Here is a 21,542-nt window from a genome sequence, read left to right on the forward strand (position 1 = left end):
CGATGCCGCAAGATCACCAATACCCGCCGCTTTCACCCTTCCAGACCGGCTCGCGCGGCAAATGCCCCCGTTGCGGCCAGGGCAAGCTCTTCGACGGCTTCATCAGCCTCAAGCCGAAATGCAGCGCTTGCGGCCTGGACTACAGCTTTGCCGATTCGGGCGATGGGCCGGCCGTCCTGGTGATCCTGGTCGCCGGCTTCATCCTGCTGGGTGCGGCCGTCTATGTCGAATTCACCTTCTCACCCCCGGTCTGGGTGCACGTCATTCTCTGGCTGCCGCTTTCCCTCGCTGTTTGTCTGGGATTGCTGCGCTGGATGAAGGGCGTCCTCGTCGCCCTGCAATACACCAACAAGGCGGCCGAGGGCCGGCTGGAAGAATGACGGGGTCCGCACTCTCCTCACGTCCGCGCTCGCTCCTGGCGCTGACGATCTCGATGCTGGTGATGGGCGCCTTCCTGGTCGGTCTCGGCATCTGGCAGCTCGAACGTCTACAGTGGAAGCTCGGCCTGCTCAAGGAGATTGCCGATCGCACCACCGCGGCTCCGGTCGCTCCGCCCCCCGAAGCCGATTGGCCGCACCTGACGCGGGACGGTCTCGAATACCGGCATTGGCAGGTCTCGGGAACCTTCGACCACGCCAAAGAGATCCGCTCCTTCACCAATCTGCCCGATGTCAAAGGGCGGTTTCGCGGTGTGGGCTATTGGGTGCTGACGCCGCTCATCCGTCCCGATGGTTCCACCATCCTGATCAATCGCGGCTTCGTGCCCGAGAGCGCCAAGGATCCCGCCAGCCGCCAAGCCGGGCAGATCGCGGGCCCTGTCACCGTCTCCGGCCTCGCCCGCTGGACGGAGGACCGCAATCTCTTCACGCCGGCGGACGATCCCCTCGCCGGCAACTGGTTCACGCGCGACATCGCCGGCATTGCCAAGGCCGAGGGGTTGACGCGGGTCGCACCCTTCTTCATCGATGCCGATGCCAGCGCCCCCGGCGGCCTGCCCCAGGGCGGAGAGACCATTCTCACCTTCCCCAACAACCATCTGCAATATGCGCTGACCTGGTTCGGTCTCGCCCTCGGCCTCGTCGGGGTCTACATCGCCTTCGTCCTGCGCTACCGGCGGAGTTCAAAAAGCTAGGCCGCGTCGCCAAGTATGGCCTAGCGGGCTGGAATGTCGTCTTGCGAGCGCAGCGAAACGATCCAGTCTCTCCGCCCTGATGAAATCAGGATTGCTCCGCTGAGCCCGCAATGACGATGAAATAGGCCGGTGATCGGGGCCAGGAGCGGCGCATTCAAGCCAGCAGGCGGCGATACGCGCCTTGCCCGCCGGCCCCGGGCGGATTACAGGATGAAGACTTGTGTCCAGGACGGCGCGCGGCCGGCATCGGCGGCGCTTCCGGCACCGAAAGGATAGAACCGTGCACTATGTCTCCACGCGGGGCGAAGCCCCCGTTCTCGGCTTTTGCGATGCCCTGCTCGCCGGTCTTGCCCGCGACGGCGGGCTCTATGTGCCGCAGCATTGGCCGGTTCTGTCCCACGCCCAGATCGCCGCCTTTGCGGGCAAGCCCTATTGGCAAGTGGCCGAGGCGGTGATCTCGCCCTTCGTCGGCGGTGAGATCGAGCCGGCGGCCCTGCGCCGGATGATCCAGGAAGCCTATGGCAGCTTCGGCCATCCGGCCGTCGTGCCGCTGGTGCAGATCGGCGACAATCTTTTCGTGCAGGAACTGTTCCACGGCCCCACCCTCGCCTTCAAGGACGTGGCGATGCAGTTGCTCGCCCGGCTGATGGATCATGCCCTGAAGGCCCGCAACAAGCGCGCCACCATCGTCGGCGCCACCTCGGGCGACACCGGCAGCGCCGCCATCGAGGCTTTCCGCGGCCTCGAACAGGTCGACATCGTCATCCTCTATCCGCATGGCCGCGTCTCCGAGGTGCAGCGCCGGCAAATGACCACGGTCAATGCCGCCAATGTCCATGCGGTTGCGCTGGAGGGCAATTTCGACGATTGCCAGGCGCAGTTGAAGGCGATGTTCAACCATCTCGAATTCCGCGACGAGATCGGCCTGTCGGGTGTCAATTCCATCAACTGGGCCCGCATCGTGGCCCAGATCGTCTATTATTTCACCGCCGCGGTGGCCCTGGGCGCACCGCATCGCAAAGTGTCCTTCTCGGTGCCCACGGGCAATTTCGGCGATATTTTCGCCGGCTACGTCGCCAAGCGCATGGGCCTGCCGATCGAGCGGCTCCTGATCGCCACCAATGTCAACGACATCCTGGCGCGCACCATCGCGACCGGCGTCTACGAGGCGCGCGGCGTGACGGAGACCTCCTCTCCCTCGATGGATATCCAGGTCTCCTCCAATTTCGAACGGCTGCTCTTCGACGCCTATCGCCGCGATGCCGGCCAGGTGCGCCGCCTGATGGGCAACCTTGCCCAGTCCGGAGCCTTCGAGATCGACGAAGGCGCCTATGACGCCATCTGTGCGGAGTTCGACGCCGAGCGCGCCGACGAGAAGGAGGTCGGCAAGACGATCGGGATGGTCTGGCGCAATGCCGGCTATCTCCTGGATCCGCACACGGCCGTCGGCGTGATGGCGGCGTGGAAAGCCGAACCCGATCGCCGCGTGCCCATGGTCGTGCTCGGCACCGCCCATCCCGCCAAGTTCCCAACCGCCGTGAAGGATGCCTCCGGCGTCGAACCCAAGCTGCCGGATGCTCTTGCCGATCTCTATGAGCGGCCCGAGCGCTTTACCGTCCTGCCCAATGACCTTGGAGTGCTGGAGGCCTTCGTCCGCAAGCATTCCCGCGCGGCACAGGGTGCCGCCGCATGAGCGTCGAAGTTACCCACCTCCCCTCGGGCCTGACCGTCGTCACCGACGCGATGAGCCATCTCGAGACCGCTTCGCTCGGTGTCTTCGCCGGCGCCGGCGCCCGCTCGGAAGGCGAGAAGGAGCATGGCCTCGCCCATCTCCTCGAGCATATGGCATTCAAGGGCACGCGAACCCGTGACGCCAAGCGCATCGCCGAGGAGATCGAAAGCGCAGGCGGTGAACTCAATGCCGCGACATCGGGCGAGCAGACCGCCTACTACGCCCGTGTGCTGAAGGAAGATGTCGGCCTCGGCTTCGACATCCTGGCCGATATCCTCACCCAATCCGTCTTCGATTCCGACGAGCTGGCGCGGGAGAAGAACGTCATCCTGCAGGAGATCAGCGCCGTCGAGGATACGCCGGACGACCTGGTCTTCGACATGTTCAACCAGGCCGCATTTCCGCACCAGCCCCTCGGCCGCCCCATCCTCGGCACGCCCGAGACGGTGATGTCGTTCGACCGCCAGGCGATCCAGGCCTATCTCGACACCCATTACCGGGCCGGCCGCATGGTGGTCGCCGCAGCAGGGGCCGTCGATCATGATCGCGTCGTCGAGGAGGCGGGCCGCCTGTTCGCCCACCTGCCCGAGGGCAGCGGCCCGGAGCCCGCTTCGGCGATCTATCGCGGCGGCGAGGACGTGATGGAAACCGATCACGAGCAGGCCAATGTGCTGATCGGCTTTGGCGGCCGTTCCTACAAGGATGACCTGAGCCCGGCTCTCGGCATCTTCACCAATCTGGTCGGCGGCGGCATGTCCTCGCGCCTGTTCCAGGAGGTGCGCGAGAAAAGAGGCCTGTGCTATCAGGTCTATGCCTTTCAGTGGGGTTATGCGGATACCGGCATCTTCGGCATATCGGCCGGCGCCGGCGCCGAAGACCTCGAAGATCTCGTGCCGGTGATCCTGGATACCGTGGCTGCCGCTGCCTCGGCTCCGACCGAAGCCGAAATCGCCCGTGCCAAGGCGCAGATGAAGGCGGGCCTTCTGATGGCGCTCGAATCCTCGGCCATGCGCGCCGAGCAGATGGCGCGCCACATGCTGATCTGGGGCCGGCCCCTGCCGCCGGCGGAATTGATCGCCAAGATCGACGCGGTCACCGCCGACGACGTGCGCAAGGCCGGCGAGGCCGTGCTGGCCTCGCCGCCGACCCTGGCGGCGCTCGGCCCTGTCAGGACATTGCCCCGCCTCGACAAGATCCGCAGCCATCTGGCGGCATGAGGCGTGCATGTCCTTCCTGCGGCCCTTCTCCTTCGCCGACGTCATACCGCCGGTCCGTGGCGAGAAGGTCGAGTTGCGGGCCCCGGAAATGCGCGATTTCGAGGCCTGGGCCGCCTTGCGGGGCGCAAGCCGGGAATTCCTGCGCCCGTGGGAGCCGACCTGGCCGCCCAACGACCTGACCCGCCCGGCCTTTCGGGCGCGGATCAAGCGCTATGGTCAGGATGCGAGGGCGGACGCCGCCTACCCCTTCTTCATCTTCCGCTCCGATGACGGCGCGCTGGTCGGCGGCCTCACCCTCGGCCAGATCCGCCGCGGCGTGGCGCAGACCGGCTCGCTCGGCTATTGGATGGGCCAGGCCCATGCCGGCCAGGGCCTGATGAGCGACGCCGTGCGCGCATTGCTGCCCTATGCCTTCGGCACGCTGCGCCTGCGCCGGGTGGAAGCCGCCTGCCTGCCGGAGAACGGCCCCTCGATCCGTCTCCTGGAGCGCGTCGGCTTCATCCGCGAGGGCTATGCCCGCTCCTATCTGTGCATCGCCGGCGCCTGGCGCGACCATCTGCTCTACGCCATCCTGTCGAGCGACGAGATCCGCTGAGGCCTTCCGGGGACCGGATCGCAACTTCACGGCCATCACCACGCGGAGGGCATCATGACCGGCGCATCGCAGACCGTCATCACCCGGGCGGAAGAGCGGCCGCGGGAGGCCTGGGACGATCCTGCCAAGGGGAGCGTGGCCTGGCACACGCTGTTCAGCGCGGACATCACGCCCACGGACAGCCTCAGCGCGGGGATCGCCATCCTGCCGCCCGGCGGCACCAACCCGCCGCACCGCCACGCCGAAGCGGAGCTCTATTTCATCCTGGAAGGCAACGGCGTGCTCACGGTCGACGGCCTGGAGAGCCCCGTCGGCAAGGGAGCGGCGATCTTCATTCCCGGCCAGGCCTGGCACTCGCTGCGCAACGAAGGCGATGCCGAGCTCCGACTCTTCTATGTCTTCCCGACAGGCCGCTTTTCAGACGTGATCTACGAATTTTCCGATTGAGGCCGGACATCGCGACACGAAGTCCGCACCCAGAAAAATGGCCCGGTTTCCCGGGCCATTTCATTCAGAACCTCATCAGCCCAGCAGGGTCTTCAGCGCGGCCCTCAGCTCGTCGCCAAGGCCCTCGCGCTCGAGCGCATAGGCGATATTGGCGGTGAGGAAGCCGATCTTCATGCCGGTGTCGTAGATGCGGCCCTTGAAGATCGAACCGTAGAATTTCTGACCCTGGGCGAGCTTGAGCATGGAATCGGTAAGCTGGATCTCGCCGCCCGCGCCGCGCTCCTGCTTTTCCAGGAGATCGAAGATCTCGGGCTGCAGGATGTAGCGGCCGGAGACCGCCAGGTTGGAAGGCGCGGTGCCCTTCTTGGGCTTTTCCACCATCTGGGTGATCTCGAAAGCATTGCCGCCGACGCTCTCGCCCTTGCCGACGATGCCATATTGATGCGTCTGGTCCTCCGGCGCCTCGAACACGGCGATGTGGTTGCCGCCGACCTTGTCATAGGCCTCCACCATCTCCGCCAGGCATCCCTTGCCCTTGCCGTGATGCAGCATGTCGGGCAGCAGCAGCGCGAAAGGCTCGCGCCCGACGATCTCGCGCGCGCACCAGACGGCATGGCCGAGGCCGAGCGGGGCCTGCTGGCGCGTGAAGCTGGTCTGCCCGGCGGCCGGCAGGGCGCGCTGCAGTTCCTCATAGGCCTCCATCTTGCCGCGCTCCTTGAGCGTGGCGTCGAGTTCGAAGGCGATGTCGAAATGATCCTCGATCACTCCCTTGTTGCGGCCGGTCACGAAAATGAAGTGCTCGATGCCGGCTTCGCGGGCTTCATCCACCACATGCTGGATGACGGGTTTGTCCACCACGGTGAGCATCTCCTTGGGCACCGACTTCGTGGCAGGCAGAAAACGCGTGCCGAGGCCGGCGACGGGAAATACAGCTTTGCGAATGCGCGTCATTGGAAACCTTTGATACGTGCCCTTGGGGAAGGTTGGTTGTTCTTATTGCCCCCTCGGATGAAGGAACGGTTTATAAGACCCTACTCAGACTCGGGCCTTGCAGCAATCTCGCCCTTGCCTGCCTCAAGCGTCAAAAATGAGGTGGATCCGAAATCACCAACAACTTCCCACCGATTTCTGCCCGCCGCAGCCGGAGCGATGGGAGGCAAGAGGCCGGCCTCCATCATCCCCTCTGATTCCGCCAACAGGAATCCGATCGGCGCAGCTTGCCCAATTTCGCATTGCTGGCTACTGCTTCTCGACACAATTGAGTGGCAGGTGGGCAGGCCCTTCGAAGTGAGATGAACCAGGGTGAGGCGCGAGGGGCGCCGGGCGCCTGGCTGGAGATCGTATGTTGCAGTTCATTCGCGTCGTCGCAGCCTCTGTAGTCATGATGCTCGTCATGGCGATGGTCGGCGGCGTTGCGCATGCCCTGGAACCGGTGGACGTCAACGGCGAGGTCGATGCCATCGATCTGCTGCCCGCCGTCGAAAGCTATTCCAGCCAGGGTGACCGCATCCAGATCCAGACCGCTCCCGGCGCCGACGGCATCGTGCGCCGTATCGAGGTGCGCTCGAAACAGCCGGGCGCCAATCCGCATTGGATCGTGTTCGCCCTCGCCAACACCACGGACGAGCAGATCGACCGCATCGTGGTGGCGCCGCATTTCCGCCTGGTCGGCTCGGGCCTGGTCTGGCCGGATCTCGGCGCCTCGCGCATCGCGGAAATCACGCCCAGCCAGGGTTTCCAGCCCGAACGGCAGGAGGATGACGACGCCGATGTCTTCCGCGTGACGCTCGATCCGGGCTCGCGCGTGACCTTCGTGGCCGAATTGCGCACCTCCAAGCTGCCCCAGCTCTTCCTGTGGGACCCCGACGCCTACAAGGACAAGGTCAACTCGCTCACCCTCTACAAGGGCATCGTGCTCGGCATCGCCGGTCTGCTCGCCCTGTTCCTCACCATCGCCTTCGTGGTGAAGGGCACCGCGATGTTTCCCGCGGCCGCAGCGCTGGCCTGGGCGGTGCTGGCCTATCTGGCCATCGATTTCGGTTTCCTGCACAAATTCCTCGCCATTCCGCCGGATGGAGACAGGGTGTGGCGCGCGGGTGCCGAGGCTGTCTTCTCGGCCACGCTCCTCGTTTTCCTGTTCGCCTATCTCAATCTCAACCGCTGGCATGTGCGCTACTCCGTGGTCTCGGCGCTCTGGCTCACCGCCCTCGCCGCCCTCGTCGGCCTGGCGGTGATCAACGCCCCCGTCGCCGCCGGCGTCGCCCGCATCTCCATCGCCACCCTGGCCGTCGTCGGTCTCCTGATCATCCTGCTGCTGGCCTTCTACGGCTATGACCGGGCCGTGATGCTGATACCCACCTGGACGCTGCTGCTCGGCTGGGTGGCGGCGGCGGGATTGACCATCATGGGCCATCTCACCAACGACCTGGTGCAGCCGGCCCTCACCGGCGGCCTGGTGCTGGTGGTGATGCTGATCGGCTTCACGGTGATGCAGCATGCCTTTGCCGGCAGCGCCTTCGCGCCCGGCCTGATGACCGATACCGAACGCAAGGCCCTCGCCCTCACCGGCTCGGGCGATGTGGTCTGGGACTGGGACGTGCCGGCCGATCGCATCTATGTCAGCCCGGAGGCGGACCAGTTGCTCGGCGTCGCCCCGGGTGCGCTCGACGGGCCTGCCGCCGACTGGCTCGAACTCGTGCATATCTTCGACCGCGACCGCTTCCGCACCGCACTCGACGCGGTGATCGACCAGCGCCGCGGCCGTGTCAGCCTGGATTTCCGCATTCGGGCCGCCGACGGCCACTATATGTGGCTCAACCTCAAGGCCCGGCCGGTGGTCGGTTCCGACGGCGAGGTGGTGCGCTGCGTGGGCACCGTCTCCGATGTCACCGAGCAGAAGACGGCCGAGGAGCGCCTGCTGCACGATGCCGTCAGGGACAATCTGACCGGCCTGCCCAACCGCGAGCTCTTCACCGACCGGCTGGAAGCGGCATTGATCCAGGCCAAGCAGGACGGCACCACCAAGCCGACCGTGCTGATCCTCGACCTCGACCGCTACAAGCAGGTCAATGATGCCGTCGGCCATTCCGTCGGTGATTCGATCCTGCTGACGGTGTCACGCCGTCTTTCGCGCCTCATGAAGCCCCGCGACAGTGTCTGCCGCATCTTCGGCGATCAGTTCGGCGTGCTTCTGCTGTCGGAACCCGATCCGGAGCGGATATCGGCCTTCGCCGAGTCGATTCGCCGCTCGCTGCGCGCGCCCATCGCCGTGGCCGACCGCGAGATCTTCCTCACCGCCTCGATCGGCGTGGCGATGTATGATCCCCAGGCTCCGGTCAAGGCGGACGAACTGATCAAGGACGCCGAGATCGCCATGTACAACGCCAAGAAGATCGGCGGCGATCGCATCGAGATCTTCCGGGCGGCCATGCGGGTCGAGCGGCCGGATCGTTCCTCCCTGGAAGCCGATCTGAGACGGGCGATCGAACGCGACGAGCTCAAGGTCTTGTTCCAGCCGGTGGTGCGCCTGCAGGATCGCACCATTGCCGGCTTCGAGGCGATCGTGCGCTGGGAGCATCCCAAGCTCGGCCGCCTGCCGCCAGGCGAGTTCAACGCCATGGCCGAGGAGACGGGGCTGATCGTCGATGTCGGCCTGTTCGTGCTCGACCGCACCGCCCGCCAGCTCTCGATCTGGCAGCGCCTCGTCGAGGTCGAGCCGCCCTTGTTCGGCATGGTCAACATCTCCAGCCGGCAATTGCTGCGGCAGGACCTCGTGCAGGACATCAAGGCGGTGATGGCCCGGGCGGGCATCGAGCGCGGCTCGCTCAAGCTCGAGGTCTCCGAGAGCCTGGTGATGGAAAATCCCGAATATGCCGCACAGATCCTGGCCCAGCTCAGCGATCTCGGCGTGGGCCTCGCCATGGACGGCTTCGGCACCGGCTATTCCAGCCTGTCCTATCTCCAGCGCTTCCCCTTCGACATGCTCAAGATCGATCCGAGCTTCGTCAAGGAAGGCGACCGCGGCCGGCCGGTGATCCTGCGCTCGATCATCGCGATGGCTGGCGATCTCGGCATGGAGATCATCGCCGATGGCGCCGAGGCCGACAGCGATGCCGAAGAGCTGGGCGAGCTCGGCTGCCAGTTCGCCCAGGGCGAGGCCTTCGGCGATCCCGTGACGGCGGAGGAGGCCCGCAGGCTGATCGCCGGGCCGGTGCGGCTGAGGGCGTAGCCCGGGACCGCCGGCTTTCAGCCGGCTCTTCCCATCCTAGAGCATTATGAAATTAGGTTCGATCATATCCTGCGTTAGCGAAGAAATTCGCGCATTCGCAGGGTTTGGTCTGCTGCAAGATGTGCTGGATGGCGTGCGTGAGCTCATCGAGAGAACGAGCGGCGGCTTGGCGCAGCCAGTGTTTGAGTTTGGCGAAGAACTGCTCGATTGGGTTCAAATCGGGGGAGTATTTGGGCAGAAATAGCAGCTTTGCTCCTGCCTCTCGGATGGCTTGGCGTACCTGCTTTCCCTTGTGGGAGCCAAGATTGTCCATGACGACGATGTCGCCCGGCTTCAAGGTTGGAACCAGTTGGGTTTCCACATAGGTGCGGAAACTCTCGCCGTTGATCGGACCATCCAGGACCCAGGGTGCTTCCACCCGATCATGGCGCAGAGCGGCAATGAAGGTCTGGGTCTTCCAATGGCCATGGGGAACGACGGCCTCGAGCCGCTCACCGCATTTGCTCCAGCCGCGGAGCGGGGCCATGTTGGTCTTGGTCCAAGTTTCGTCGATGAACACAAGCCGCTCGGGGGTGATCAGGGGACGGTATTTGATCCATTGCTGCCGGCGCCGGGCGACGTCGGGCCGGCTGCGCTCGCTGGCGACCAGCGTCCTTTTTTAAAACTCAGCTTCTGCTCGTGCAGGAAATTCCACACACTGTGATGGTCGACCTTGAGCCCGCGCTCGGCCAATTCCTTGATCAACTTGGCGATCGTGAAGGCACTTCCGTCTCGGCAGCGCCCAACCAGCCAGTCATGATGCTCACCGCTGATCGCGCGCGGCTTATGGCCCCCCATCTTCCCCGGCGCCACACTGCCGTTTGCCTTGTCCCGCTGCAGCCAAAGCACCGCCGTCGAAACCGCTATGCCAAAACGCAACGCCGCCTGGTTGCGCGAAAACCCTTCTTCCTTGACCGCTCGAACAACCCGCTCACGAAGGTCCATCGAATAAGGAACTGCCATTCGCTGCGGCCTCCTCCGCCGCAGCTATCTTGAATCACTTCTCAATCGATTTGGGAATCCAACGATTCAACCAAAAATCACCCTGCTCTAAATTCGTAGCGGTTCCAAGAGCCGGCTGAAAGCCGGCGGTCCCAGGGATTACGCGTGGCCGGCATCCCGCGAGAACAGGCCGGGCTCGATGCCGAGCTTGCGCAGGGCCCGGGTATATTTGGTGTCGACCTGGTCGTCGAACAGCAGCCCCGGATCGGCATCGCAATGCAGCCAGCCATTGGCCTGGATCTCGCGTTCCAGCTGCCCGGCGCCCCAGCCGGCATAACCCAGCGCCAGCAAGGCCTGTTCCGGCCCCTCCCCGATGGCGATGCTGCGCAGAATGTCGAGCGTCGCCGTCAGGCAGATATTGTCCTCGATCGGCATGGTCGAATTGTCGATGAAGACGTCATTGGTATGGAGCACGAATCCCCGGCCGGATTCGACCGGGCCACCATTGACGATGCGGATCGGCGCGCCCCTCGGTTGACGCATGTCCGAAACCCCGTCGATGACGCCCAATTGCTTCAGCAGATCGGGAAAGCGGATGTTCTTGGCCGGCTGGTTGACCACGATGCCCATGGCACCATCGGACGAATGCGCACAGATATAGATCACCGTGCGCGCGAAGCGCTCATCCTGCATGGACGGCGTAGCCACGAGCATCTTGCCGTCGAGAAATCCGCCGGATGAATCGCTGCCGAATGGAATATACCCTGTCATGGACATGATGGTGCCGCATCGTATCGGCTTTGTTAAGGCATAAATTTGGCCAACCTTGGCGAAGTGCCCGTGGCAGGCTTCACAAGAGTGTCACGCCTTCGTGCATGGCGCTATTGGCCATTCGCAGTTATCCGTCTGCCGACAATCTCTGTTTGGACCCGCAAGCGACCCGAATGCTCAACCGTCTAACCCTTCTCGTGCTCGCCTGGTTTCTCGCCTGCTGCGCCCTGCCGGCCCAGGCCGGCTCGTCGGATCCAAGCCAGTCGGATCCAAGCCAGTCGGATCCACACGCCGCCATCCAGCTGCTTCCCGGCCAGGCGCATCCCGAGGGACTGGCCGGCCTGGCGATTCAGCTCGCGCCGGGCTGGAAGACCTATTGGCGCAATCCGGGCGATGCCGGCATTCCCCCGACCTTCGATTGGTCCAGGTCGGAGAACCTGCGCGAGGTGACGGTGCTCTGGCCGGCGCCGAGCCGCTACGATCAGGAAGGCGCGTCATCGGCCGTCTATCACGATGAAGTCGTGCTGCCCCTCAGGATCAGCGCGATCGATCCGTCCAAGCCGGTCAGGCTGGCCCTCGGCCTCGACTACGCCGCCTGCAAGACGATCTGCGTGCCGGCCAAGGGCAGTGCCGACGTCATCCTCTCGCCGGGCACACAAAAAGGGGAAGGCAGCGCCGAGATCGAGCAAGCCATGAAGAAGGTACCGGTATCGCGTGAGATCGGCGCCACTGAAACCCTCGCCATCAAGCAGGTCCGCCTGGATACCGCAACCAATCCGGCCCGCCTGACCATCGATGTCAGCGCCCCCTCCGCCTCGGCCCTGTTCGTGGAGGGGCCGATGAAATGGTACCTGCCGATGCCGGAACCGGCCGACAAGGCGGACAAGGCCAATCCCCAGCGCTTCGTGCTGCCGCTCGAAGGCCTGCCCAAGGGTGCGACCCTCGCCGGAAACGAGCTGCGCTTCACGCTCTCGACTGGCGAGGCCGGCGTCGAAAGCCTATATCGGTTGCCGTAGACTCTCGTCATGGCAGCGATCCGGCCATCCCGACCGCGCAGAGGCGCCCGGGATGACAGGGCAGCCTTCGCCATGGCGTCACCAAAGGAGATAGCAGTGACGATCAAGCCCGGCGACAAACTCCCCGATGTGACCTTCCGTCTGGTGACGCAGGACATGCCCGAGGCCAAGACGACGGCCGACATCTTCGGCGGCAAGAAGGTGGTGCTGTTCGCCGTGCCAGGCGCCTTCACGCCCACCTGCCACCGCAACCACCTGCCGGGGTATCTGGAACATTACGATGCCTTCAAGGCCAAGGGCATCGACACGGTGGCGGTGACCGCCGTCAACGACGCCTTCGTCATGCAGGCCTGGGCCAAGGCCACGGGCGGCCTCGGCAAGATCGAATTCCTCGCCGATGGCAGCGGTGACTTCGCCAAGGCGACCGGCATGGAGCTCGACCGCGTCGCCGCAGGCCTGGGCGTGCGCTCGCAGCGCTATGCCATGCTGGTGGAAGATGGCGTGGTGAAGGTGCTCAACCTCGACGACGGCGGCAAGCTCGACATTTCCGGCGCCGAGACGCTGCTTGCGGCGATCTGATTAGGAGGGCTGCTCTCCCAGTTCCATCGGAAGATGGGACTGGGTCAGCCGACCTATGTGGTACTGCTAAAATGTGGGCGCCGTAACGTAGAAATGCAAGGTCAGGAGATCATCCTGGCCGTCCGTGCCGTGAGCGAGAAGCATCTCCAGACCATATTGCCAGGTCTCGATAACGCCTTGGTCGGGCTCGACAATGCAGTGAGACCCAAGATCAAGGTGTCGACTTTTTCACGGTCCATTGCGATCCCGCTGGCGTACCAAAGCTCATCTCAATGGGATATGCGTTATTGCAAAATTCCTGATTTCGACGACATCGTTGGTGTCAGACGCTAAAGTAATCGCTGAGTTTGGTCGATCCGGGGAGATCACGTGTCGGAAGGCTATCTTCAAACACTGCAGCGCGAATTCCAAGCCGGCGAAGGATCTTTTGTGCTGCGGCTGCGCAGCGACTTACAATGGGACAGGCAAGCATTCGGAAACCTGGTTTCAGCAATGCAGGCATGCTGCAGGGAGCATGAAAGCACGCAGGTCCTTGACCGATGGATGGCCGAAGGGTTCTGGTACACTCAGTGGTTCGTCCGCAGCTGGGTCGATCATCCGAATTTTCCAAGGACGTACACGCAAGACTATTATCAGAAAGCCTGCACGCGCTTGGATGATCTGGCTCAGTGGTTCTTCTCGGGTATCAACCCATATGAGGGAGAGAGTGGCTTGGATCCCATTGAGTAAGTAGACTGGGGCGTTGCTGGATTTGCAACAGCGTTCGCATCACGACAACGCCGCCGCCCTGTCCCGCTTCTCCTGCAGATAGGGCGCCATGCCCTCCCGGGCGAGCCGGTCGGCCTCCTCGTTGAGCGGGTGGCCGGCATGGCCTTTCACCCAGTGGAACTCGACCTCGTGGCGCTCCAGCGCCGTATCGAGGCGGCGCCAAAGGTCCTCGTTCTTCACCGGCTTCTTGTCGGCGGTGCGCCAGCCATTGCGCTTCCAGCCATGGATCCAGCCGGTGATGCCGTTCTTGAGATATTGGCTGTCTGTGTGCAGGTCGACGGCGCAGCCGCGCTTCAGGGCTTCCAGCCCTTCGATCGCCGCCAGCAGTTCCATGCGGTTGTTGGTGGTCTCCAGCGCGCCGCCGCACAGGGTCTTGCGGTGCTCGCCAAACATCAGGATCGCACCCCAGCCGCCGGGGCCGGGATTGCCGGAGCAGGCGCCATCGGTATAGAGCGTCACCTTCTTTGCCGTCATAGGTCGAACCCGTATTCGGCCGGGCCGGCGACGCGCTGGTGGAAGCGCAGCTTCTTCCAATATTCCAACGGGTCCTTCGGCTTCACCAGGGCGCCGGGCGGCACGTTGAGCCAGTCGACCAGGCGCGTCAGCATGAAGCGCAGCGCCGACCCCCGGGCCAGCACCGGCATGGCCGCCATCTCGGCATCCGACAGCGGCCTGACCGCGCGATAGCCGGCCAGGAGCGCCCTGCCCTTGGTGGCGTTGTAGGCGTGGTCGGGTTCGAAGCACCAGGCATTCAGGCAGATCGCGACGTCATAGGCGAGAATGTCGGTGCAGGCGAAATAGAAGTCGATCAGGCCCGAAAGGCGCCCCTTGAGGAAGAAGACATTGTCGGGAAAGAGATCGGCATGAATGACGCCGGTCGGCAGCCCCTGCGGCCAATGCGCCCGGTGAAAGGCGAGTTCCTCGGCGATGGCGGCATCGAGCCCGGCCTGCACGCTGTCGGCCCGGCCATCCGCCTGGCTGTAGAGCGTTTCCCAGCCGGCGAGAGACAAAGCGTTGGGCCGCTCCATCGGGAAGCCCAGCGTGGCGTTGTGCATGGCCGCGAGGGCGCGGCCGACGGCGCCGCAATGCTCGACATTGGGCTTCTTGATCCAGACGCCTTCCAGGAAGCTGATCAGCGCGGCAGGCCGCCCGGCGAGTTCCCCCAGCACCTTGCCGTTCCGGCGCCGGATCGGGGTCGGGCAGGTCACGCCACTCGCGGACAGATGCTCCATCAGCGCCATGAAGAAGGGCAGATCGTCGCGCCTCACCCGCTTTTCATAGAGGGTGAGGATATAGGCACCCTTTTCGGTGCGCAGGATGTAATTGGTGTTTTCGACGCCCTCGGCGATGCCCTTGCAGGCCAGTACCCCACCGATGTCGTATTCGGCGACGAAACAGGCGAGATCCTCGTCATTGACTTCGGTATAAACGGCCATCGTACCAGCTCATCGGGTCATCCCGGACGCGGCGCAGCATGCAATGCTGCGCCGCAGATCCGGGATCGCTTGCCGAATGGAATGCAGTTTCAGGGAGGTCCCGCGTCTGCGACGCAGCATTGCATGCTGCATCGCGCGCGGAATGACGGGCGGAGCGGCGTAAACGGCCATCAGCGGCCAACATCTTCTGCGATTTTACGCATGTCGTTCTCCCTCAGATCCCGAGGCAGCGGGAAGAACACGCTTTCGTCGGCCGTCGAGACCGTCTCGACGGTGATGGTATAGCGTTCCGCGAAAGCGTCGAGGATTTCCTCGACCAGGATCTCGGGTGCGGAGGCGCCGGCGGCGACACCCAGGGATTTCAGCGAGCCGAACCGGCTCCAATCGATATCCGAAGCGCGCTGCACAAGTTCCGAGATCAGACAGCCCGAGCGCTCCGCCACTTCGCGCAGGCGCTGCGAATTGGAGGAGTTCGGCGCCCCCACTACGATGAAGGCCTCCACCCGCGGCGCCACGGCCTTGACCGCCTCCTGGCGGTTGGTGGTGGCGTAGCAGATGTCTTCCTTGTGGGGGCCGACGATCGAGGGGAAACGGACCTTCAGCGCCTCCACGATGTCGCGCGTATCGTCGACCGACAACGTGGTCTGGGTCACATAGGCGAGCGCATCCGGATTGGACGGCGTGAAGGCGGCGACATCGGCGACCGTCTCGATCAGGCTGACGGCACCGTCCGGTAGCTGCCCCATCGTGCCTATGACCTCGGGATGGCCGCGATGCCCGACCAGCACAATCTCGCGCCCGCGCTTGTGGTGGATCTCGGCCTCGCGGTGCACCTTGGTCACCAGCGGGCAGGTGGCGTCGATGGCGAAGAGATTGCGGCTCGCGGCCGCTGCCGGCACCGATTTGGCGACGCCATGCGCCGAGAAGATCACCGGCGCACGGGTCTCAGGCACCTCATCGAGCTCCTCGACGAAGATCGCGCCCTTCGATTTGAGGTTCTCGACCACATATTTGTTGTGCACGATCTCATGGCGCACATAGACCGGCGGGCCATAGATCTTCAGGGCCTGCTCGACGGCGTCGATCGCCCTGACCACCCCGGCGCAGAAGCCGCGCGGGGAGCAGAGCAGAATGGTGAGGGCGGGTTTTTCAGCAATCATCTCGGCCCGGATATGGGGCTGCGCCGCAAGGCGCGTCAAGCGCTTTGGCGACATCGCCGTCGCTATCCCCGCCCCGCCGGTTTGGCGGGCAGCCCGAGGCGGTCCGCCATGCGGATGAGATCGGCCAGCGTGTTGGCCTGCATCTTGCGCATGACCTGGCCGCGATGGATCTTCACGGTGATCTCGCTCAACTCCAGTTCCCCGGCCGTCTGCTTGTTGAGCAGGCCCTGCACCACCAGCGCCATAACCTCCTGCTGGCGCTGCGACAGGGTCGCATAGCGGCGGCGCAAATCCTCCATCAAGGCCGTCTCGCCCCTCTGTGCTCGGCTCTTGTCCAGGCAAGCGGCCACGGCGTCGAGAAGATCCTGCTCACGGAAGGGCTTGAGCAGGAATTCCATGGCACCGGCCTTGATGGCCCGGACCGACATCGGCACGTCGCCGTGGCCTGTCAGGAACACGATGGGAATGGCATCCCCGGCCCTTGCCAGTTCGGCCTGGAAGTCGAGCCCGCTCTGTCCGGGCATGCGTATGTCGAGCACCAGGCAGGACGCTCCCTCCGAGTGCCGATACTGCATGAACTCGCGGGGTGAGGCGAAGCAGCGGACGCGGTAGCCGACCGATCTCAGCAGGCTGTCCAGCCCATCCCGCACCATGGGATCATCATCCACCACATAGACAGTCGCGATCTCTTCCGACAGGTCTAATCCTTGCATGGGTCTAATCCTTGCGTCTGCGCTCTCGCGCCAGCGGCAGAGTAAAGCGAAAGGTGCTTCCATGCGGCGCGGCGGCCCTGGCTTCTATGCGCCCGCCATGCGCTTCGACGATGGAACGGCTGATGGCCAATCCGATGCCCATACCGTCCTCCTTGGTGGTGAAGAAGGGATCGAAGACATGGTCCATGGCCTGCGCCGACAAGCCACGGCCGGTATCGGTAACGCCGATGCTGACCTCCCCGTCATCGGCGGAGGCGTTGACCGTAATCTCCCGATTTCCCTGTTCCGCTTCCAGCGACGCTTCGACGGCATTGGCGATGAGGTTGAGCAGGACCTGCTGCAGTTGAACCCGGTCGCCCATCACCGGCACCACGCCATGCTGCAATTCTGTCCGCAGCGGAATCGCGTTCGCGCGCAGCTTGCCCCGCATCAAGGCCAGTGTCTCGTCGATCACCTCGATCATGTCGACGAGCTCGCGGGATGGAGGGGCACGGCGCACCAGGCGACGCACCCTTTCCACCACTTCGCCCGCCCGCTCGGCGGCTTCCACGATCCGATTGAGGGCATGCCGGGCCTCGGCCTGGTTGGGCGGCGAGGCCGAGAGCCAGCGCAGCGCAGCATTGCTGCTGGCGCCAATGGCCGCCAGGGGCTGGCTGACCTCATGGGCAATGGAGGCCGTGAGTTCACCCAGCATGGTGATGCGCGAGATGCGGGCGAGGTCCGCCTCTGCGCGGCGCACGGCGAGATCGGCAAGCTCGATCCGGATGGCGAGATAGGTAGTCGCGCCGATGGCCACCAGGCTGAGGGAGCTGTTGGCGATACCCGCCTCGGTATCGCCTCTCACCGTCATGAAGAAGCTGAGCACGGTCAGCAGGCTGCAGGCCAATCCGACGATCAGCACGGTCCGCGGCCGTCCCGTCCAGACCGAGATCAGCACCACGACCACATGCAGCACCGCGACGGCGATTTCCAGGTCGGTGACCGTATCGGCCACGAAAATGAGCAAGGCCAGCCCGGCCATGGCGAACCACAGCAGCGGCATGTCGACGGTCGATCCCGGGCGTTCGCGTTTCACCGGCTGCGTTCCCCATGATGGAAGGGCTGTCCCGCGCCACCACCGCCGCCGGCGCTGAACCCACGGCCTCATCCGTCAGGCACGATGGCGGGAATGCCACTGCAGATGTCGGCGCAGCAGCACCGCGCCCACCTTGTTGAGGCCTCCAGCCATGCGAAGCAAGCCTCTCGTCTCCGGCGGCAGCACTTGGTTGCGAAAGAAAAGGCGCCGCGTCGCCAGGCGTTCAGCTCGGGTTCTCCAGCGTGAAAAGATCCGCCGCTTCGTCATAGGCGAAATACTCGGCATACCGGGCGAGGCTGATCACGGCGCGTACGGTACCGGCGGCATAGTCCTCCGACATGTGATCCTCCAATTCGTCGCGAAAGCGGCGGGCGGGTGCCCGATGGCTCGGCCTTTCGTCGAGGATGCGGCGAATATGAGCCGCAAGCGGCACATAGGTCGCCAATTGCTGTGCAAACAGGCGCTTGCGCTCGTCCACCTCGCTTTCGGCAAAGCGCTTCCCGGCGGCCGTAAGACGAATATCACCGCCCTCCAGCTCGGCAAAGCGCAGCAGCTGCAAGGTCTCCGCCACCGGGAAGAGCTCGTCGATCTCCAGATGCAGGCCGGCGGCTAGGGGTGGCAGGTCCGCCTTGCCGTGATAGGGGGCGGCCGCCACCGCTTCGATCAGGCCGGCGAGTTCGTTGGACGAAACCTTGGGCAGCACCATGGCGATGCCGGTGCCGGGGAAAAGCCCCTCCCGCGCCGGAACCGAACCCGGACGGGCGGTCATGCGCGCATAGATGTCTTCCACCAGGGCCCGGAAGGCCGGATCGAGCCGGTTGCGCGGCTGTGGCAGCTCGACACGGACCTCGCCGATCACCCGGCCCGGATTGGAGCCGAAAATCAGGATGCGATCGCACATCAGCACCGCCTCCTCGATATTGTGGGTGACCATCAGGATGGCCTCGATCGGCATGCGGCCCTCGCACCACAGATCGAGCAGATCCGTGCGCAGGGTCTCGGCGGTGAGCACGTCGAGGGCCGAGAAGGGCTCGTCCATCAAGAGCAGCCTGGGATGCACCACCAGCGCCCGGGCGAGGCCGACGCGCTGGCGCATACCGCCCGACAGCTCCTTGGGATAGGCATTCTCATAGCCGTCGAGCCCGATCAGGTCGATCGCAGCCAAAGCCCGCTTGCGGCGCTCGGCCGGCAGGCCCCCCTGCGCCTCGAGGCCGAGCTCGACATTCTGCTGCACGGTGAGCCAGGGGAACAAGGCAAAGCTCTGGAAGACCAGCGAAATGCCGCTGCTTGTGCCACTGACCGGCTCGCCACGGAAGGAAACGCTGCCCTCGCTGGGCCGGATCAGGCCGGCGATCGCGCGCAACAGCGTGGACTTGCCGGAGCCGGAGCGGCCGAGCAGGCCAACGATTTCGCCGGATTGCAGCGTGAGGTCGACCCTGTCGAGCACGACAAGCGGGCTCGATCCGCCCTTGTCATAGGTCTGGCGCACGCCGAGGACCGAAACCAGCGGGGCATTCTTGATGGCGAGGGGAGCATTCATGGTGACGGGAGCATTCATGGCGATATCTCCGGAAATTCAGTCGAGGCGCAGGCGGCGTTCCGCGAACACATAGAGCGGGCGCCACAGCAGGCGGTTGAACGTGGTGACGAAGAGCGACATCACGGCGATGCCGAGCACGACGCGCGGAAAGTCTCCCGCCTCGGTCGCCCTGGCGATGTAGGAGCCGAGGCCGTAGGCCTGGAGCCTGGTGTTTCCCCAATTCACGAATTCGGCGACGATGCTGGCGTTCCAGGAGCCACCAGAGGCCGTGAGAGCGCCGGTCACGTAATAGGGAAAGATTCCCGGCAGCATCACCCAGCGCCACCAGGTCCAGGACCGGATCTGGTAGATCGAGGCCGCTTCCCTGAGGTCCGTCGGAAAAGCGCTCGCGCCGGCGATGACGTTGAACAGGATGTACCACTGCGTCCCCAGCACCATCAGCGGCGACAGCCAGATGTCCGGGCTTGCCCCGGTCGCGACGATGGCGATCACGGCGAAGGGAAACAGCACGTTTGCCGGGAAGGCGGCGAGGAACTGCGCCATGGGCTGGACCCGCTCGGCCAGAGCCGGGCGCAGGCCGATCAGCACGCCGATGGGAACCCAGATCAGGCTTGCCACCGCGATGAGGACGATGACGCGCAGCAGTGTGACCAGGCCGCCGCCCAGCGCCTCGAGGGCATCGGTCCAGGACAGGGTCTGGCGCATATAGGCAATCGCCAGGAAGATTCCCCAGGTTGTGACGGCCAGGACGAGGCCGAGCCACAGGCGGTCGATCCAGGGCGAAGCCGTCCGCGCGCGGCGAAAGGATGCCCATCCCGATCGTCCGGTACCCACCAGCATCAGGCGCTGCCAGCCCCGGACCAGCGGGGCGGCCAGGCGCTTCATCAGCCGGGTGTGGCGGACGAGGTCATAGACCCAGGAGCGCGGCCTTTGCTGGCTGGCCGTCTGTTCGACGCGGAACTTGTCGGCCCAGGCCACCACCGGCCGGAACAGGAGCTGATCGTAGAGCACGATCAGGATGGCCATGGCCGCCACGGCCCATGCCACCGCCACGAAATTCTTCTGGTCAATGGCGAGCGCCAGGAAGGAGCCGATACCGGGAAGCTGCACGGTGGTGTCGCCCACCGTGATCGCTTCGGAGGCGACCACGAAGAACCAGCCGCCGGACATCGACATCATGGTGTTCCAGATCAGCCCCGGCGCCGCGAACGGTGCCTCGAGGCGCCAGAAGCGCTGCCAGCCGGACAGCCTGAAGCCACGGCTCACCTCGTCCAGGTCGCCGGGCACCGTGCGCAGGGACTGGTAGAAGGAGAAGGCCATGTTCCAGGCCTGGCTGGTGAAGATCGCGAAGATCGAGGCGCATTCCGCTCCGAGCTGGCTGCCGGGAAACAAGCCCATGAAGAAGGTGACCGTGAAGGTCAGGAAGCCGAGCACCGGAACCGACTGCAGGATGTCAAGCGCCGGGATGATGATCAGCTCCGCCCGCCGGCTCTTGGCCGCCAGCGTGGCCACCGTGAAGGTGAAGACCAGCGAGGCGATGATGGCGGCGAACATGCGCAATGTGGTGCGCAGCGCATAGTCCGGCAGACGGGCCGGATCGAGCGAAACCGGAGAAACGGAGAGGGCGTCCAGCGGTGTTTCCATCGCAGAGGCGCCATGCAGCACCAGGGCGATGAGCGCGATCACCAGCCCGCAGGCAATCACATCATAGAGATTGGGCAGGAGGCGCCCGCGGGCGAAAGCCGCGACGGAGCGCTGACCGGACCGGTCATGGGGCAGGAAAACCATGGCGAACCTCGTGGGAAGGCAAGGTCGTGGAGGCGGAATGTTGGAAGGAAGGCAGGCTCTTGCGGCGCCCGCACAGGGAGACGCTCAGCGCCAGTCGGCGGCCGTTCCGGCGCATTTCGAACAAAGGAGCTGGGAGGCATCCGCCCCGCCCTGGCAACCGGACAGGTCCCAGCGGCATTCGAGACGTCCCGTGTCCGGATTCAGGAGGCAGGAAGGCCGGAGAGCGGCGCGGATCGCGCCAGGCGCAACCTTCTGCCCCCTGCCCCGGACGACAGGGATGACGGCGCCGCGAACAGCCGGCGTGGCGGCCGCGACTCGGTCACGGAGCGGAATGACGTTGTTCATGTTTCACCTCGTCGGGCCG

20 protein-coding genes are annotated in these 21,542 nt (G+C 64.8%); 10 read left to right on the forward strand and 10 right to left on the reverse strand.

Going from position 1 to position 21,542, the window contains the following annotated elements; all coding sequences use genetic code 11:
* The first annotated feature begins 2 nt into the window (after positions 1 to 2).
* The 6 genes from C5L14_RS13135 (at position 3) to C5L14_RS13160 (ending at position 5,123) form a co-directional block, all read left to right on the forward strand.
* The gene (locus C5L14_RS13135) at positions 3 to 380 is read left to right on the forward strand and encodes a DUF983 domain-containing protein (RefSeq protein WP_105862474.1); all 378 of its coding nucleotides are present in this window, start codon (positions 3 to 5) and stop codon (positions 378 to 380) included.
* Positions 377 to 1,132, forward strand: a complete 756-nt coding sequence (locus tag C5L14_RS13140) for an SURF1 family protein (RefSeq protein ID WP_105862475.1) — start codon at positions 377 to 379, stop codon at positions 1,130 to 1,132. Before C5L14_RS13135 ends, C5L14_RS13140 begins: the two co-directional genes overlap by 4 nt.
* Before the next feature lie 280 nt (positions 1,133 to 1,412).
* Positions 1,413 to 2,825: a threonine synthase gene (thrC, locus tag C5L14_RS13145; RefSeq protein ID WP_105862476.1), complete on the forward strand. Its 1,413-nt coding sequence runs from the start codon at positions 1,413 to 1,415 to the stop codon at positions 2,823 to 2,825.
* Positions 2,822 to 4,081 (forward strand): M16 family metallopeptidase, encoded by a 1,260-nt coding sequence (locus tag C5L14_RS13150; protein ID WP_105862477.1) that lies wholly within the window; start codon positions 2,822 to 2,824, stop codon positions 4,079 to 4,081. The genes thrC and C5L14_RS13150 overlap by 4 nt, the downstream gene beginning before the upstream one ends.
* A 7-nt stretch (positions 4,082 to 4,088) precedes the next feature.
* Positions 4,089 to 4,676 carry a GNAT family N-acetyltransferase gene (locus C5L14_RS13155; protein ID WP_105862478.1) on the forward strand — a complete coding sequence of 196 codons (588 nt, stop codon included), beginning with the start codon at positions 4,089 to 4,091 and terminating at the stop codon, positions 4,674 to 4,676.
* A 54-nt stretch (positions 4,677 to 4,730) separates the two neighbouring features.
* Positions 4,731 to 5,123: a cupin domain-containing protein gene (locus C5L14_RS13160; RefSeq protein ID WP_105862479.1), complete on the forward strand. Its 393-nt coding sequence runs from the start codon at positions 4,731 to 4,733 to the stop codon at positions 5,121 to 5,123.
* Positions 5,124 to 5,198: 75 nt separating this feature from the next.
* Here the strand turns inward: C5L14_RS13160 and galU are convergent, their stop codons facing one another.
* Positions 5,199 to 6,074: a UTP--glucose-1-phosphate uridylyltransferase GalU gene (gene galU, locus C5L14_RS13165; protein WP_105862480.1), complete on the reverse strand. Its 876-nt coding sequence runs from the start codon at positions 6,072 to 6,074 to the stop codon at positions 5,199 to 5,201.
* A gap of 394 nt (positions 6,075 to 6,468) precedes the next feature.
* Between galU and C5L14_RS13170 the strand changes: the two genes are divergently transcribed.
* Complete coding sequence (locus tag C5L14_RS13170; RefSeq protein ID WP_428832623.1) at positions 6,469 to 9,351, forward strand: EAL domain-containing protein; 2,883 nt, start codon at positions 6,469 to 6,471, stop codon at positions 9,349 to 9,351.
* Positions 9,352 to 9,403: 52 nt separating this feature from the next.
* Here the strand turns inward: C5L14_RS13170 and C5L14_RS13175 are convergent.
* Positions 9,404 to 10,353 (reverse strand): IS630 family transposase gene (locus C5L14_RS13175; protein ID WP_105862481.1). Its coding sequence is split into 2 segments (ribosomal slippage): positions 9,404 to 10,003 and positions 10,006 to 10,353, totalling 948 coding nucleotides; the frame shifts between segments, so codons are not numbered across the junction.
* A 138-nt stretch (positions 10,354 to 10,491) separates the two neighbouring features.
* Entirely contained in the window at positions 10,492 to 11,109 is a 618-nt protein-coding gene (locus C5L14_RS13180) for a YqgE/AlgH family protein (RefSeq protein ID WP_068291605.1), read from the reverse strand.
* A 167-nt stretch (positions 11,110 to 11,276) separates the two neighbouring features.
* Between C5L14_RS13180 and C5L14_RS13185 the strand changes: the two genes are divergently transcribed.
* From C5L14_RS13185 to C5L14_RS13200, 3 genes are all read left to right on the forward strand, one after another.
* The gene (locus C5L14_RS13185) at positions 11,277 to 12,119 is read left to right on the forward strand and encodes a protein-disulfide reductase DsbD domain-containing protein (protein ID WP_181161155.1); all 843 of its coding nucleotides are present in this window, start codon (positions 11,277 to 11,279) and stop codon (positions 12,117 to 12,119) included.
* A gap of 96 nt (positions 12,120 to 12,215) precedes the next feature.
* On the forward strand, positions 12,216 to 12,698 hold the full coding sequence (locus C5L14_RS13190; RefSeq protein ID WP_105862483.1) for a peroxiredoxin: 483 nt from the start codon (positions 12,216 to 12,218) through the stop codon (positions 12,696 to 12,698).
* A 369-nt stretch (positions 12,699 to 13,067) separates the two neighbouring features.
* A complete protein-coding gene (locus C5L14_RS13200; protein WP_210203234.1) occupies positions 13,068 to 13,427 on the forward strand; it encodes a hypothetical protein in 360 nt (119 codons plus the stop codon).
* Positions 13,428 to 13,466: 39 nt separating this feature from the next.
* Here C5L14_RS13200 and rnhA read toward each other — a convergent pair whose 3' ends face one another.
* The 7 genes from rnhA to C5L14_RS13235 all read right to left on the reverse strand — a co-directional run bounded on the left by rnhA (position 13,467) and on the right by C5L14_RS13235 (position 21,178).
* Positions 13,467 to 13,940 carry a ribonuclease HI gene (rnhA, locus tag C5L14_RS13205; protein WP_105862485.1) on the reverse strand — a complete coding sequence of 158 codons (474 nt, stop codon included), beginning with the start codon at positions 13,938 to 13,940 and terminating at the stop codon, positions 13,467 to 13,469.
* The gene (locus C5L14_RS13210; RefSeq protein ID WP_105862486.1) at positions 13,937 to 14,902 is read right to left on the reverse strand and encodes a homoserine kinase; all 966 of its coding nucleotides are present in this window, start codon (positions 14,900 to 14,902) and stop codon (positions 13,937 to 13,939) included. The genes rnhA and C5L14_RS13210 overlap by 4 nt, the downstream gene beginning before the upstream one ends.
* 170 nt (positions 14,903 to 15,072) lie before the next feature.
* Entirely contained in the window at positions 15,073 to 16,062 is a 990-nt protein-coding gene (gene ispH / locus C5L14_RS13215) for a 4-hydroxy-3-methylbut-2-enyl diphosphate reductase (protein WP_209431945.1), read from the reverse strand.
* 62 nt (positions 16,063 to 16,124) lie between these two features.
* On the reverse strand, positions 16,125 to 16,775 hold the full coding sequence (locus C5L14_RS13220) for a response regulator transcription factor (RefSeq protein ID WP_105862487.1): 651 nt from the start codon (positions 16,773 to 16,775) through the stop codon (positions 16,125 to 16,127).
* Between the two features lie 4 nt (positions 16,776 to 16,779).
* On the reverse strand, positions 16,780 to 17,850 hold the full coding sequence (locus C5L14_RS13225; RefSeq protein ID WP_245443375.1) for a sensor histidine kinase: 1,071 nt from the start codon (positions 17,848 to 17,850) through the stop codon (positions 16,780 to 16,782).
* 223 nt (positions 17,851 to 18,073) lie between these two features.
* Positions 18,074 to 19,408 (reverse strand): AAA-associated domain-containing protein, encoded by a 1,335-nt coding sequence (locus tag C5L14_RS13230; protein WP_210203235.1) that lies wholly within the window; start codon positions 19,406 to 19,408, stop codon positions 18,074 to 18,076.
* Positions 19,409 to 19,426: 18 nt separating this feature from the next.
* Positions 19,427 to 21,178, reverse strand: a complete 1,752-nt coding sequence (locus C5L14_RS13235) for an ABC transporter permease (protein WP_105862488.1) — start codon at positions 21,176 to 21,178, stop codon at positions 19,427 to 19,429.
* Positions 21,179 to 21,542: the final 364 nt, after the last annotated feature.

It is taken from the genome of Labrys okinawensis, from assembly GCF_002982075.1.
Taxonomy (GTDB): domain Bacteria; phylum Pseudomonadota; class Alphaproteobacteria; order Rhizobiales; family Labraceae; genus Labrys; species Labrys okinawensis_A.